Annotated in this window: 16 protein-coding genes; 8 read left to right on the forward strand and 8 right to left on the reverse strand. The window is 58.2% G+C overall.

The window, feature by feature from the left end; genetic code table 11:
• Positions 1–8: 8 nt before the first annotated feature.
• Together mnmE and rho are read right to left on the reverse strand one after the other, a co-directional pair.
• Entirely contained in the window at positions 9–1,304 is a 1,296-nt protein-coding gene (mnmE, locus tag ACESL9_RS00585; protein ID WP_372610266.1) for a tRNA uridine-5-carboxymethylaminomethyl(34) synthesis GTPase MnmE, read from the reverse strand.
• A 28-nt stretch (positions 1,305–1,332) separates the two neighbouring features.
• Positions 1,333–2,604, reverse strand: coding sequence for a transcription termination factor Rho (rho, locus tag ACESL9_RS00590; RefSeq protein ID WP_372610265.1), 1,272 nt, complete (start codon positions 2,602–2,604; stop codon positions 1,333–1,335).
• Between the two features lie 559 nt (positions 2,605–3,163).
• Between rho and ACESL9_RS00595 the strand changes: the two genes are divergently transcribed.
• The 4 genes from ACESL9_RS00595 to dnaQ are packed head-to-tail and all read left to right on the forward strand — an operon-like array spanning position 3,164 to position 5,874.
• Positions 3,164–3,763: a Maf family protein gene (locus ACESL9_RS00595; RefSeq protein ID WP_372610263.1), complete on the forward strand. Its 600-nt coding sequence runs from the start codon at positions 3,164–3,166 to the stop codon at positions 3,761–3,763.
• Entirely contained in the window at positions 3,760–4,593 is an 834-nt protein-coding gene (locus tag ACESL9_RS00600) for a shikimate dehydrogenase (RefSeq protein WP_372610261.1), read from the forward strand. The genes ACESL9_RS00595 and ACESL9_RS00600 overlap by 4 nt, the downstream gene beginning before the upstream one ends.
• Complete coding sequence (coaE, locus tag ACESL9_RS00605; RefSeq protein ID WP_372674390.1) at positions 4,590–5,183, forward strand: dephospho-CoA kinase; 594 nt, start codon at positions 4,590–4,592, stop codon at positions 5,181–5,183. The genes ACESL9_RS00600 and coaE overlap by 4 nt, the downstream gene beginning before the upstream one ends.
• The gene (gene dnaQ / locus ACESL9_RS00610) at positions 5,176–5,874 is read left to right on the forward strand and encodes a DNA polymerase III subunit epsilon (protein ID WP_372610257.1); all 699 of its coding nucleotides are present in this window, start codon (positions 5,176–5,178) and stop codon (positions 5,872–5,874) included. The genes coaE and dnaQ overlap by 8 nt, the downstream gene beginning before the upstream one ends.
• 9 nt (positions 5,875–5,883) lie before the next feature.
• Here dnaQ and secB read toward each other — a convergent pair whose 3' ends face one another.
• Together secB and ACESL9_RS00620 are read right to left on the reverse strand one after the other, a co-directional pair.
• The gene (gene secB, locus ACESL9_RS00615) at positions 5,884–6,387 is read right to left on the reverse strand and encodes a protein-export chaperone SecB (protein ID WP_372610255.1); all 504 of its coding nucleotides are present in this window, start codon (positions 6,385–6,387) and stop codon (positions 5,884–5,886) included.
• A 60-nt stretch (positions 6,388–6,447) separates the two neighbouring features.
• On the reverse strand, positions 6,448–6,933 hold the full coding sequence (locus ACESL9_RS00620; RefSeq protein WP_372610695.1) for an FxsA family protein: 486 nt from the start codon (positions 6,931–6,933) through the stop codon (positions 6,448–6,450).
• Between the two features lie 108 nt (positions 6,934–7,041).
• Here ACESL9_RS00620 and ACESL9_RS00625 point away from each other — a divergent pair, with 108 nt between their 5' ends.
• The 3 genes from ACESL9_RS00625 to ACESL9_RS00635 are packed head-to-tail and all read left to right on the forward strand — an operon-like array spanning position 7,042 to position 9,316.
• Positions 7,042–7,701 carry a Tim44/TimA family putative adaptor protein gene (locus ACESL9_RS00625; protein ID WP_372610253.1) on the forward strand — a complete coding sequence of 220 codons (660 nt, stop codon included), beginning with the start codon at positions 7,042–7,044 and terminating at the stop codon, positions 7,699–7,701.
• Entirely contained in the window at positions 7,698–8,732 is a 1,035-nt protein-coding gene (locus ACESL9_RS00630) for a murein transglycosylase A (RefSeq protein ID WP_372610251.1), read from the forward strand. Before ACESL9_RS00625 ends, ACESL9_RS00630 begins: the two co-directional genes overlap by 4 nt.
• Positions 8,729–9,316, forward strand: a complete 588-nt coding sequence (locus ACESL9_RS00635; RefSeq protein ID WP_372610249.1) for a Smr/MutS family protein — start codon at positions 8,729–8,731, stop codon at positions 9,314–9,316. The genes ACESL9_RS00630 and ACESL9_RS00635 overlap by 4 nt, the downstream gene beginning before the upstream one ends.
• Here ACESL9_RS00635 and ACESL9_RS00640 read toward each other — a convergent pair.
• The 3 genes from ACESL9_RS00640 to hslV are packed head-to-tail and all read right to left on the reverse strand — an operon-like array spanning position 9,299 to position 12,428.
• Positions 9,299–10,522: an MFS transporter gene (locus tag ACESL9_RS00640; RefSeq protein ID WP_372610247.1), complete on the reverse strand. Its 1,224-nt coding sequence runs from the start codon at positions 10,520–10,522 to the stop codon at positions 9,299–9,301. The two genes, ACESL9_RS00635 and ACESL9_RS00640, sit on opposite strands and share 18 nt — an antisense overlap.
• A gap of 44 nt (positions 10,523–10,566) precedes the next feature.
• Positions 10,567–11,874: an ATP-dependent protease ATPase subunit HslU gene (gene hslU / locus ACESL9_RS00645; RefSeq protein WP_372610245.1), complete on the reverse strand. Its 1,308-nt coding sequence runs from the start codon at positions 11,872–11,874 to the stop codon at positions 10,567–10,569.
• Positions 11,871–12,428 (reverse strand): ATP-dependent protease subunit HslV, encoded by a 558-nt coding sequence (hslV, locus tag ACESL9_RS00650; protein WP_372610243.1) that lies wholly within the window; start codon positions 12,426–12,428, stop codon positions 11,871–11,873. Before hslV ends, hslU begins: the two co-directional genes overlap by 4 nt.
• Positions 12,429–12,528: 100 nt before the next feature.
• On the opposite strand from hslV, the gene ACESL9_RS00655 reads away from it, so the two are divergent.
• Positions 12,529–13,443, forward strand: a complete 915-nt coding sequence (locus ACESL9_RS00655; RefSeq protein WP_372610241.1) for a hypothetical protein — start codon at positions 12,529–12,531, stop codon at positions 13,441–13,443.
• A gap of 200 nt (positions 13,444–13,643) precedes the next feature.
• On the opposite strand, the gene trxA is transcribed toward ACESL9_RS00655, so the two are convergent.
• Complete coding sequence (gene trxA / locus ACESL9_RS00660; protein WP_372610239.1) at positions 13,644–13,964, reverse strand: thioredoxin; 321 nt, start codon at positions 13,962–13,964, stop codon at positions 13,644–13,646.
• Positions 13,965–13,990: the final 26 nt, after the last annotated feature.

A 13,990-nucleotide genomic window follows, 5' to 3' on the forward strand; every position in this document is an offset into this window, starting at 1 on the left:
TGCTGCACCTACTTTCCGATGCAGAAGCTCGAAAATATCTCGTCGAGGATATTCTCAACATCTACACGTCCGACCAGCGCGTCAAGGGATCGCACCCCGCTACGAAGCTCCTCGGCCGCGATGTCGCTACGATCCTCGCCGAGTTCAAGTTGCTCCGCTGCTGCATCGAGCGCCCTGATCGTGTTCTCAAGCGCGATTCGATGCCTTTCGCGTGTCGCGACCCCGGTAGAGCCGGCCCTTTCGGAGAGCTCTTCCGTGATCCTCGCGACCAGCTCTTCCACACCATAGCCTGTCAGCCCCGATATGGCTTCGCAACTGTCATCCTGTAAATCGGCCTTTGCCAGAAGAACGATGTCGCCCTCCCGACACTCTATTCCTTGTGGAAGATCAGAATCTTCCGTCTCCTTGAGAAACACGCGCAGGTCTGCAAGATTAGCGCGGTCCCTGGCCCGTGCGATCCCGATGTTTTCCACCGTGTCGGTCGTTACCCTCAGCCCGGCAGTATCGAGAAGCGTCACGGGCAGCCCGCCAAGATCCATCCGGACCTCAATCACATCTCGGGTTGTTCCCGCGATCTCCGAGGTAATTGCTGCGTCACGTCCAGCCAGAGTGTTCAACAACGTCGATTTACCAGTGTTCGGCGCCCCGAGGAACGCAACTTCGAAGCCTGTGCGCACACGCTCAGCAGATTCGACGCCTTTCGCCTCCCTGGAAAGTGAGCTGCGGGTTTTGTCCAAGAGTTCCCGGACCTCGGGGCGGACATCGACAGGCACATCCTCATCTGCGAAGTCGATGGCTGCTTCAAGCAGCGCCGCGGCGCGGATCAGGTCGCGCCGCCAAATATCCGCGCGTTTGCCCAAGTCACCCGAAAGCACCCTAAGCGCCTGCCGCCTTTGGGCCTCGGTTTCCGCCTCGATCAAATCCGCGAGACCTTCGACCTGCGCCAAATCAAGCTGCCCGTTTTCAAGTGCACGCCGTGTAAACTCTCCGGGTTCAGCCGCACGCAGGCCGTCGACCCGGGCCAGCTCACGCAAGATCGCGGAAACACTTGCCGTCGAACCATGAACCTGGAACTCGACAACATCTTCCCCGGTAAAGCTATGGTTCTCGGAAAATCGGATCACCAGACCTTCATCCAGCCTGTTGCCGTCGCGATCCTTAATCACACGCAGCGACGCCACTCGCGGAACAGGAAGCGATCCTGTCAAGTCGCGGCAGACATCGCATGCGCGTGATCCCGAAACACGAATCACGGCAACCCCGGATTTTCCTGAGGCGCTTGCGAGGGCAAAGATCGTGTCCATCTTCAATACCGCGTAAAGACGCGCATTTTCAGCCGTTCATCGAATCGAAGAAATCGGCATTTGTCTTTGTTTGCTTGAGCTTGCCGATCAGGAATTCGATCGCATCCGTCGTGCCCATCGGATTGAGGATTCTTCTCAAAACGAAGGTTTTCGAGAGGTCCTTGGGATCAACGAGAAGCTCTTCCTTGCGTGTGCCAGACTTGAGAATATCCATCGCCGGGAATACACGCTTGTCGGCAACCTTGCGGTCGAGAACCAGCTCGGAATTGCCTGTGCCCTTGAACTCTTCGAAAATCACCTCGTCCATCCGGCTGCCTGTGTCGATCAACGCCGTCGCGATGATGGTCAGCGAGCCGCCCTCCTCGATATTCCGGGCCGCCCCGAAAAACCGCTTTGGCCTTTGCAGGGCGTTGGCATCCACGCCACCGGTCAGGACCTTGCCGGAACTGGGAACGGTCGTATTGTAAGCACGACCCAAGCGCGTGATCGAATCGAGCAGGATGACGACATCGCGTTTATGCTCGATAAGCCGCTTGGCCTTTTCAATCACCATCTCCGCCACGGCAACGTGTCGCGTCGCCGGTTCGTCAAAAGTTGAGGAAATGACCTCTCCCTTCACGTTCCGTTGCATGTCGGTCACCTCTTCGGGGCGCTCGTCGATCAGCAAAACGATAAGGTAGCACTCAGGATGGTTCAGTTCGATCGAATGGGCAATATTCTGGAGCAGAACCGTCTTGCCTGTTCTCGGCGGAGCGACGATCAAGCACCGCTGGCCTTTGCCGATCGGCGCCACAAGATCGATGATACGGGCCGATCGATCCTTGATGGTGGGATCTTCGATCTCCATCTTGAGCCGCTCATCGGGATAGAGCGGCGTCAGGTTATCGAATGCGATCTTGTGACGGGCCCGCTCGGGGTCTTCGAAATTGATGCGGCTGACGTCGGTCAGAACGAAATAGCGCTCATTGTCTTCTGGCTGCGCCAGCTTGCCTTCGACCGTGTCGCCTGTTCGCAGAGAAAACTTCCGGATCGTTTCAGGAGACACATAGATGTCGTCTGGACCAGGCAAGTAATTCGCTTCGAGTGACCGCAGAAAGCCAAAACCGTCTTGCAAGACTTCGAGAACACCATCACCCGAAATCTCCCACCCATCCTCGGCCCGCTCCTTGAGGATCGAGAACATGATCTCGCCCTTGCGCATGGTCGATGCGTTCTCGATCTCGAGTTCCTCGGCCATGTCGACGAGGTCTTTGGGTGTGTTTGCCTTGAGTTCGGCAAGCGAAATACGTTCGGATGTCATGGAATACCTATGGGTGACCGGCCAGGCGGCTCAAGATCAAGTTAGCACGTGGAGAATCCCAACCCGGACGGGCAGGCATGTTGCTACATACGGCTTGCCATATTCTAAGTCAACTCTTCACAGTCTGACTTCGGGTTTGATAGCGCTTCCGGAGGCCTGAGCCACCTTAATAAAATATAAAAGAAAAGAAAGATTGATGGTTTAGTAGGGAGGCATCATTTCTGTGGATAAATGCTTTTCCTCAATGATCTCAGATGTGGACCGTCCCTGTGTAAAACACTGTTGATGAATTTCCGTGACGCGGGCAAGGTCGTCATGGATCGCCTTGATCTCAAGGCTAAGCGCGCCATGCCTGCAAGATTTTCTCTTGTGCATAGAATTGGGACCTCAGGTCAAGAGCACCCGTTTTCCCACAAGAAGGAGATATCCATAAACACAATCGGATAACCATGGCAAAGACCCTCGGCGCGCAGTTGACTTGCCCGCAGTCGGTCTGGATGTTGGAGTTTTCCCGATTGGTCCGTTAAAACCCGGTTACAATTTCCACCAGGATATCCACATGCCACGTTCCATCATTCTTGCTTCAGGCTCGGATATACGTCAGGCGCTTCTGACCCAGGCTCATGTCCCATTTGAGGTTGTCGTCCCGCGGATCGACGAGCAGTCGATCAAGATGGCGCTTCTGGAGGAGGACGCGTCTCCCCGTGATATTTCCGATGCGTTGGCGGAACATAAAGCATTGAAAATAAGCAAGAAATATCCTGATAGCCTGGTTATCGGCTGCGACCAGATCCTGGAGCACAGAGGCACGATCCTGTCCAAGCCCGAGAGTGTTGAAATGGCACGAAATCAACTCGCCATGCTGCGTGGGAATCGCCATCGCTTGCATTCGGCGGCGGTCATCTGTCATCAGGCAAGTCCGATATGGCGGCATGTCGGGCAGGCGCAGCTTGAGATGCGGACTTTCAGCGATGCATATCTTGACGCCTATATCGGCCGGAACTGGAGCAGCATTCGCCACGCGGTTGGCGCCTACAAGCTTGAGGAAGAGGGGGTTCGGTTGTTTTCGCGCATAGATGGAGATTATTTCAGCATTCTTGGATTGCCCCTTCTGAATATTCTTGCCTATCTCGGTACAAGCGGAGAGCTCGAGACATGACAACACAGAGAATACCCCTGACAGGCGTCATTGGATCGCCGGTATCACATTCGAAATCACCACAGCTTCATGCGCATTGGCTGAGAACATATGGGCTGTCGGGATACTATATCCCGATGGATGTTGCGGGGGACAACCTGGAAACCGTGCTGGAGACGCTGCCGAAAATGGGCTTTGTCGGTGTCAACGTCACGATCCCGCACAAGCAACGCGTGATGGAAATGGCCGACCTGGTTAGTGATCGGGCGACGCTGATCGGGGCGGCCAATACGTTGATTTTTCGGGAAGACGGGAAAATCCATGCCGACAACACAGACGGGTATGGATTTGTCGAGAACCTCCGACAAGGCGCACCGGATTGGGATCCCAAAGCCGGGCCAGCGGTCGTATTGGGTGCAGGTGGCGCCGCGCGAGCCGTCGTTGCATCGCTGATCGATGTGGGCGTTCCGGAAATTTTCGTCACCAACAGGACCAAGGTTCGGGCCGAAAAACTGGTCGAGGATTTCGGCAAGCGGCTGAAAGTCGTCGATTGGGTCAAGGCCGGCAACATCCTCGAAGAGGGCAATACCGTCGTGAACACGACTTCGCTTGGCATGTTGGGAAAGCCGGAGATGCGGGTCCCATTGGATGGCTTGCGAAAGCAGGCAGTCGTTACGGATCTTGTCTATAATCCGATCGAGACCCGGTTGTTGCGCATAGCGCGCGAGATGGGGTGCACCACGGTTGACGGTCTGGGTATGCTCCTGCATCAGGCGGTGCCCGCTTTTGAGCGCTGGTTTGGCCAGAGGCCAGAGGTAGACAACGCGGCCCGTGCGGCGGTGCTCAGATGACGTTCCGGCTTGGGCTGACCGGTTCGATCGGGATGGGAAAATCGACGACCGCCAGGCTATTCGCGGATGCGGGGTGTGACGTTTGGGATGCCGATGCCGCTGTGCACCGTCTGTATTCGCAAGGGGGAGCCGCAGTCGAGCCAATGCGCGCGGCCTTTCCCGAAGCGATTATCAAGGGCGAGGTTTCGCGTGCCGCTCTCAAGGAAATCATTGCCCGAGACAGCTCGGCATTGAGCCGGATAGAATCCATCGTGCACCCGATGGTGGCCGCGGATCGGGCAGCTTTTATCGAACAGTCAAGATCCGATATCGTCGTTCTTGATATCCCGCTTTTGTTCGAAACGGGCGGGAATACCAGGGTTGACGCAGTGGCAGTCGTGACCACCGATCCCGACACCCAGCGGTCCCGGGTTCTTGAGCGTGGCACAATGACGGATGAGCAATTCGAGACCATCCTGTCAAAGCAGGTTCCGGACGCCGAAAAGCGTGCCAGAGCCGACTACGTGATCGTAACCGATACGCTTGAGCATGCCCGCGCCCAGGTGCAGGATGTCATTGCCGATATCCGCAAGAGGTTGGCTGATGCGTGAAATCGTTCTGGACACGGAAACCACGGGCTTCGAGCCCGAACAAGGTGATCGGATCGTCGAAATCGGGGCAGTCGAGCTATACAACCACATGCCGACCGGCAAGACATATCATCAATATGTCAACCCGCAGCGCGGAATGCCGCAAGAGGCCTTCGAAGTGCACGGTCTTGGCGAGGAGTTCCTGCGCGACAAGCCGGTGTTTGGGGAGATCGCCAGGGGATTTCTTGATTTCGTGGGCGATGCCAAGCTTGTCATCCACAATGCGGCTTTCGACATGAAGTTCCTGAACGCTGAACTCGGCTGGCTCAACCTGCCAAAGCTGCCGTGGGATCAGGCAATTGATACATTGGCCATTGCGCGCGCCAAGTTTCCCGGCTCACCAGCTTCTCTTGATGCGTTGTGTCGCCGGTTCAACATCGACAATAGTGCACGGACACTGCATGGCGCGTTGCTCGACAGCGAAATTCTCGCCGAAGTCTACCTTGAATTGATCGGGGGACGGCAGCCTGATTTCTCGCTCAATGTGGTCCATGAACGAAGCGAACGCGTTGGGCAAAGCAACCAGGAAGCCTGGAGGCCCAAGCCACGCCCAAGACCGCTTGGACCCAGGATAACCAGGGAAGAGGCCGCCGCCCATGCTGCTTTTGTCGAGGCCATGGGCGACGCTGCGATCTGGAAGAAAATCGGTTAGGGGCTCAGGTCAGGACGTTTCCGCATCCTCGCCCTCATTCTGTGGGGTCGAGCGGCGCGCCACCTCTTGCCGGTAGAGCTTCATGAAGTCGATGTTGTCGAGATTGAGTGGCGGGAAGCCACCGTCCCGGCTGACGTCCGACACGATACGTCTCAGAAACGGAAACAACAGGCGCGGGCATTCGATCAGCAAGAACGGATGCAGTTGCTCATCCGGCACGCCGTCGATGTGAAACAGGCCGACATAGTCGATCTCCATCAGAAAGATTTTGGTCTGGGGGTTGTTCTTGTCGACGGATTCGACATTAAGCTTGATCGACACCTCGTACTGCTTTTCGGTCTCACGCTTGCGGGCATCGAGATTGACCTGGACCTTGACGTCTGGCTGAACTTCACCCGACGCACCTTTTTGTGCGAGAATGTTCTCGAAAGACAGGTCGCGAATGAACTGGTTCTGGATATTCAATTGAACTTGTGGCGCCTGTGCAGCGGCCCCGTTGCCGGTCTCGGCCATGGGTCATCTCCTAAGCGAGTGTTGAACTTGACCGTCCTTTAACAGGACGTGGTCAAACCCTCAATGCCTTGTCCAGCCAGATGAGTCATGGGTCGGTTTCGGCGGCGGATCGAGATCGACATAGTCCGCATCGATTACCGATTCATCCTGTCGATGAGGATTCGGTTGCTGCGGTGATGCTGACGGTGAAAAATGTGTCATCCGAACACGTCTCCGAAGCCACCGAAACACGATGCTGCGGAAACCCGGAGCGAGCAGGGCGAGGCCAAAGGCATCGGTGAAAAACCCCGGCGTCAACAAAAGCGCACCAGAGAACAATATCATTGCCCCGTGGGCCAGGGGTTCAGTGGGATCCCGCATCTCGGAGAAGGCCCTGTCCAGTTGTCCAAGCGCCACGCGCCCTTGCGTTCGGACCATCCAGGTACCCAGAATCGCGGTGAGAAGCACGATCACGAGCGTGTAGGCCAGACCGATCGCACCGCCGATCTCGACAAAAAGCGCGATTTCGATCAGGGGAACCGCGATAAACGCAAATAGCAGCCACATTTTCACAATCTCCTTTGGCCATGACGGCGTGATGGACTTGATCACGCCAGTCCCTTACATAAGTGCAAGAGACGCCCGTTTCCACGTCATGACGTCCGAGAGGTCCAGATGAATTCACCGATCCTTCAGCTCTTGGTGCTGGCCGGCATTGCCGTTTTCCTGATCCTGCGGCTCAAATCCGTGCTGGGGACGCGTGACGGTTATGAAGCACCCCCGGCTGAGCGACCTGCAGCTGATACCGAGGCGCGACGCAATTTCGAAGTTATCGAAGGTGGGCCCGATCATGACATCATCGACAATGTTCCCGAAGGCAGTCCGGCCGCAGACGCCTTGAGCCGAATGAAGGCGATCGAGCCATCCTTCAATGTCGGGCAGTTTCTTCAGGGAGCGCGTGGCGCCTATGAGATGATCCTCATGGGGTTCGAACGCGGTGATCTTGCACAGGTCAAACCCTTCCTCGCCGAAGACGTCTATGAAGCTTTTGCCGAGGTCGTCGAGGACCGAGAGAAAAAGGGCCTGACAATCGATGCCGAGTTCATTGGTGTGCGGGAGTTGTCCCTGGTTGATGCAACGCTTGATGAAGAGACGAAAGCCGCTGAAATCACGGTGAAGTTCATCGGAGAACTGACCTATGTCGTGCGTGACAACGCCGGCGAGGTCATAGAGGGCAAGGACGGCAAGATCAAACGCCAGAAGGATGTCTGGACCTTTGAGCGTGTGTTCGGTTCGGATGATCCCAACTGGCACCTTGTCGCCACTGGCGAATGACCCGTGCGGTTCTGGCCGCTGCCTTGCTGGGGCTGACGATGTCCGGCCCGGCGGCGACGGAGATCAGCCATACCATACTGAGTTTCGATGACCTAGACGGTTGGGCCGAGGATGATCACGGCAAAGCACTCAAAGCCTTTCGTGAAACCTGCGCGGATATGAAAGATCCCGATTGGCGGGCGCTTTGCGCCCTTGCCGCAGATCGGATTGATGCCAAGGCATTTTTCGAGTTGTTTTTCCGTCCGGTGATGATCGAAGACCAAGGGGAGCCGCTCTTTACCGGGTATTTTGAGCCCGAGCTGCGTGGAAGCCTGTCACCCACGGATCGGTTCCGTTATCCGGTTTACCGCATGCCACCCGAAGCGCGCGACGCGCGAAAGTGGATATCCCGTCGCGAAATCGAAACCGGAAACGTGCTGGAGGGGCGGGGCCTTGAAATCGCCTGGGTTAATGACCCGGTCGATCTGTTCTTTCTTCAGATCCAGGGGTCAGGTCGTATCCGCCTCGAGAACGGAGGGTCAATTCGGGTGGGCTATGCGGGATCGAACGGCCATGATTACCGTTCGATCGGCGTCGAGCTGATCAGGCGAGGCATTTATGATGCACATCAGGTCAGCGCCGAGGTTATCAGGAACTGGGTCAGACGGAACCCAGTCGAGGGTGAAGAACTGTTGCGGCACAATCCATCTTACGTCTTCTTTCGGCCGGTAAATCATGTGCCATCCGAGGAAGGACCTTTGGGTGCGATGAATCGCTCGATCACCCCAATGCGGAGTGTTGCGGTCGACCCGGCATTTGTGCCCTTGGGCGCACCGGTCTGGATTGAAAAGGACGGCGAGGATCCATTGCGGCGACTTATGGTCGCTCAGGACACGGGTTCAGCAATCAAAGGGGCTCAGCGGGCGGATATTTTCTTTGGTACCGGCAAGGCCGCCGGCCAGATGGCCGGGAAGCTGAAGGACGCCGGCCGCATGATGGTCTTGCTGCCAATTCAGCGTGCTTATGCCGTGTTGCCCGAAGGTGCGGAATGACGCGAAGGCGGCTCAGACCGGACGAGATCGAGCTCTGGCGTCGGGTTGCAGAGACGACCGAAAGGCTCCATCCGGATCGAAAGGCGCATGAGGCACCCATGCCGCGCCCCAAACCCAAGAAGCCCGCACCGAATGTGCGATCCATCACCTCGTTCGACATGGGCGAGCGAAGCACCATGGACTCCATGGCTCATGATCTCGCCCCCCCGGTGCCCGACCGCATTACTGCTGCCCCGTTACGGATGGATCGCAAGACTCACCAAAGGCTCAAGCGCGGGAAACTCTCGCCAGAGGCCCGGCTTGACCTGCACGGTATGACAACGGAGCGGGCGCACCCACTTTTGACGTCCTTCATTCTCAAGGCGCAGGCAGACGGCAAGCGACTCGTCCTTGTCATTACCGGAAAGGGAAAGCACCGGGATGAAGGTGGCCCGATCCCGGTGCGCCACGGTGTGTTGCGCCATCAGGTTCCGCATTGGCTAAGTATTCCGCCGCTGGCACAGGCCGTCATGCAGGTGGTCGAGGCGCATAGGAGTCATGGTGGCGGGGGGGCTTACTATGTCTATTTACGCCGGCGGCGCTAACAGCGCCCGCGCCCGCCCGACGCCGATGATCATCATGAGGGTGGTGAACAGGAAATAGCTGGCGATGATCAGGAACTGGGTTTCAATACCAAGCCCTGCATCGATTCCCAGGCCGGTAATCCCGGGGCCAATGGCCGAGCCGAAAACCATCACCGCAGCGAGCATTGCCTTGACCGAACCGATATGGCGCGTCCCGTAGAATTCGGCCCAGAAGGCATTGGGCACCGTCATCATGGCGCCGGTGGTCATGGCCATGAACATCAAGCCCAAGAGGGTGAATCCCAGACCGGGCGCGACAGAGTAGCAAAGAAACCCGAGTATTATCGGTATTTGTGTGAACGGCATCAGGCGACCGGTTCCCAGGCGATCGAGCAGCGCCCCCCCGATGATCATCGAAATGACGCTGAGGCCGGTATAGATGGGGAACAAGGATACCAGCTCGATATGCGCAAGGCCCTTGATGTCGGCATAGTGGACCTGATGGAAGAAGAACGCCGTGTTGAAAGCGGCCGGACCCAGCATTGCAGGCACCATGAACCAGAACAGAAAATGCTGTATCGCCTGGTTTCTGGTCCAGTGGCGGCCCTGCATTCCGAGCGTCGAGTCCGATTGGGCGAAGCTCTGGGGTGTTCGCTCTTGCCGAAGCAATAAGAGCAGAACCGGGATGGCGGCGACGGCGATTCCCGCGGCCAGCACCCAAAGCAGCCGCCAATCAAAAAACACCATGAGCATGACGAAGGTTACGGGCAGTGTCGCCTCGCCGATGGTGAACCCAAGCGTGGCGATGGAAAGCGCGCGCCCGCGCGTGGCGATGAACCAGCGCGACATGGCGACGACGGCAAGATGACTGGTCATGCCTTGACCGGTGAAACGCAGTGCGAATATGACGAAAGGCAAAAGCCATGCGGCCTGGACGCTGGCCATGAAAAGACAGGCCGAGGCTGTCAGCACGAGAACCACAGCGCCCAGGGCCCGAACTCGGAACATGTCGGTCAAGCCCCCGGCCCAGACCATCAGGATGGCGGAGGCACCGGTTCCAAGGGTGTATATGGTTCCCCATTGACCATGCGTGAGGCCGAATTCATCGCGAATGTGACCTGCGAAGATCGAAATGAAAAAGGTCTGCCCGGGACCGGACATGAAGGTGAGCAGCACCCCGGCTGCGAGCCAAGGCAAATTGTCGCGGAAGAAACGCAGCGTGGACATGCGCCATCTGTTCCCGGTTTCCCCAAGGAATGAAAGAGCAAAAACTAGAGAACGTAGCGGCTCAAGTCGGCGGAACGTGTTAGCTCGCCAAGGTTCGCTTCGACAAAATCGGCATTGACGACGACAGTTTCTCCGGCGCGATCAGGTGCGGTAAAGGAAATCTCCTCGAAAACCCGCTCCATGACCGTGTAGAGCCTGCGCGCGCCGATATTCTCGACCGCCTGATTCACATCGGCGGCGATCTTGGCCAGGGCGGCGATACCCTCTTGGGTGAACTCGACCTCGACTGATTCGGTGGCCATCAGGGCGGTGTATTGCCGGGTCAGCGCGTTGTCGGTTTCAGTGAGAATGCGCACGAAATCCTCTTCGGTCAGTGCCCGCAATTCGACTCGGATGGGCAGACGACCCTGCAACTCGGGCAGGAGGTCAGAGGGTTTGGCAATATGAAAGGCGCCGGATGCGATAAAGAGGATATGGTCGGTTTTGACGGCGCCGTATTTCGTCGAAACACTCGTGCCCTCGATGAGTGGTAACAGATCGCGCTGTACCCCCTCGCGGGATACGTCGCCGCCGCGGGCATCCTGGCGGGTGGTGACCTTGTCGATCTCGTCGAGAAACACGATGCCGTTCTGTTCGACCGCTTCCAGGGCAGACTTGTTGACGGTCTCATCATCAAGGAGCTTGTCGGCCTCTTCGCTGATCAACAGGTCATAGCTTTCGGCCACGGTGGTCTTGCGCCGCACGGTGCGGCCGCCGAATGCCTTGCCGAAAAGATCGCCCAGATTCATCATTCCCATCTGGCCGCCGGGCTGGCCGGGAATGTCGAGCATTCCCATGGGGTTGGAATTGTCCGCGATGTCGAGCTCGATTACCGTGTCATCAAGCTCGCCCGCCTTGAGTTTCTTGCGGAACATTTCCAGTGTGCCTTCGCGGGCGTCTTCGCCGGCGATGGCGCGCAGGACACGCTCCTCGGCAGCTTGGTGGGCCCTGGATTTCACGTCTTCGCGCATTTGCGCGCGGGTCATGGCGATGGCGGCATCGACCAGATCGCGGATGATCTGTTCAACGTCGCGCCCCACATAGCCGACCTCGGTGAACTTGGTTGCCTCGACCTTGATGAAGGGCGCGCGGGCGAGCTTGGCGAGGCGGCGGCTGATCTCGGTTTTGCCGACGCCGGTGGGGCCGATCATCAGGATGTTCTTGGGATAAACCTCGTCGCGCAGATCGTCGGAAAGCTGCTTGCGCCGCCAGCGGCTGCGCAGGGCGACGGCAACGGCGCGCTTGGCATCCTTTTGGCCGATGATGAAACGGTCGAGCTCGGAGACGATTTCGCGGGGGGTGAGGTCGGTCATTTCGAGATTTTCTCCACCGTCAGGTTTCCGTTGGTGTAAACGCAAATATCCGCCGCGATACTCATGGCGCGGCGGGCGATCTCCTCGGCGGAGTGGTCGGTCTCCATCATCGCGCGGGCAGCGGCGAGGGCGTAATTGCCGCCCGAGCCGATGGCGGTAACGTCATGTTCGGGTTCGAGAACGTCGCCTGCGCCGGTGATGACGAAAATGTCGGCGCCGTCGGTGACGATCAGCATCGCTTCGAGCTTTTGCAGGTATTTGTCGGTGCGCCAGTCCTTTGCCAGTTCCACGGATGCACGAGCCAGTTGCCCGGGCGTGGCTTCGAGCTTGGACTCGAGTCGTTCCAAAAGGGTGAACGCGTCGGCCGTGGAGCCTGCAAAGCCCGCAACGACATCATATCCGCCCGGCGAGAGGCGCCGCACCTTTCGGGCCGAGCCCTTGATCACGGTCTGTCCGAGCGACACCTGGCCATCGCCTGCGACGACCACCTCGCCGCCCTTTTTAACACCGACGATCGTGGTGCCGTGCCAACCGGGGAACTGATCCTTTGACATCTCGCGCTCTCCTGTCACTGGGGGCCTATATGGCGCCCATGGGTCCGAGGCACAAGGCCCGGGCTTGCCTGTGCAGGGGCGGCGTCCTAGTCTCTGCGCCATGAACGATGCCCGCATCCTGCGCTTCTACCTGGAACCCGGCCTGAAAGAGAGCGCGGAGTCGGGGAAGCACAATTTCCTGGGCAAGATCGCGGCGGTGGCACGGGCGGCGGATTTCGAGGTTTCCTATCATGGGAACGAGCCGGAGGAGCGGGAAAAATCCCTTGAGAGAAAGGGGTTTGCACTCTTTCACATGGAGCCGCCGACGCATGAGCGGGCGGTAACGGTGCGGCGGGCCTACAGCTATCCGTTCTGGTCGATCGAGCGGACGGAAAAACGCTGGGAGTTTGACGCGGCGCGGGCCGCGTTTGACGGGGATGACGTGCCAAGACGGGAGGCGACACGCTTTGCCGGGTTCTGGCGCAAGCGGCTGTTCGGAGAGTGGCCGGAAACCTACGAAAAGGGCCATGTTTACGCGGCCTTGCAGGGGCGGCTGCTGGAGCACCGGTCGTTTCAGTCCTGCGCGCCCATCGAGATGTTGCGTGCGGTGCTGCGGCAGGAGCGGGAAAAGCCGGTGGTGGCGGGGCTGCACCCGAATGAGGATTATTCGGCGGCGGAGCTTCAAGCCCTTGAAAAATTACAGAAATCATACCCGAACCTTGATCTGCGAATGGGTGGGATGGAGGCGCTTTTGCCCGGTTGTGCCTATGTGGTGACGCAGAATTCAAGTGTCGGGTTCATGGGGCTTTTCCATGCACGTCCGCTGGTGTTGTTCGGGTGGGTGGATTTCAATCATATTGCCTTGAAAATATGGGAAATCGGCGTCGAGGAGGCACTGCGCCGGGCGCCTGGGCACCGCCCTGATTTCGAAGCTTACCTGTGGTGGTTCTGGCAGAAGATGGCGATTAATGCGGGTCGTCCCGAGGCGGAGGAAAGGATCGCCCAAAGGCTGCGTGATCACGGTTGGCCGGTGTAAAGGTTAACGGCGGTTTTCTGCGAAAATCCGGGGGGTGACATGCGTATGACTCCTGGCTGACATCCGGCTGCTGCCGGATTTGCCCGAAGGTTAACGCGCGTTGAGTTAATGCATCGTGCGCTGGGCGGCGGGGGAAGCATGAAAAGCCCCGCGCGGATTGTCCGGCGGGGCCTTGTCGGGTCAGTTGTGCGGGGTGCGGATCAGATCGACTCTTCGATCCAGCTTTGCAGCGCGGCCTTGGGCTTGGCGCCTGCCATGTTCGACACGACCTGGCCGTCCTTGAAGATGAAAAGCGCCGGGATGCCGCGCACGCCCAATGCGGCGGGCGCGTTGGGGTTGCTGTCGACATCGACCTTCACGATCTTGACCTTGCCTTGCATTTCATCGGACAGCTCTTCGAGGGCGGGGCCGATCATCTTGCAGGGGCCGCACCATTCGGCCCAGAAATCGACCACGACCGGAAGGTCGGCATTCTTGACCTCGGTGTCAAAGGTGTCGTCGGTGACAGCAACGGTTGCCATTTGCGTTTCTCCTGTATCGGGATTGC

The sequence above is a fragment of the Aquicoccus sp. genome, assembly GCF_041686535.1.
In the GTDB taxonomy this organism is placed as follows: domain Bacteria; phylum Pseudomonadota; class Alphaproteobacteria; order Rhodobacterales; family Rhodobacteraceae; genus Aquicoccus.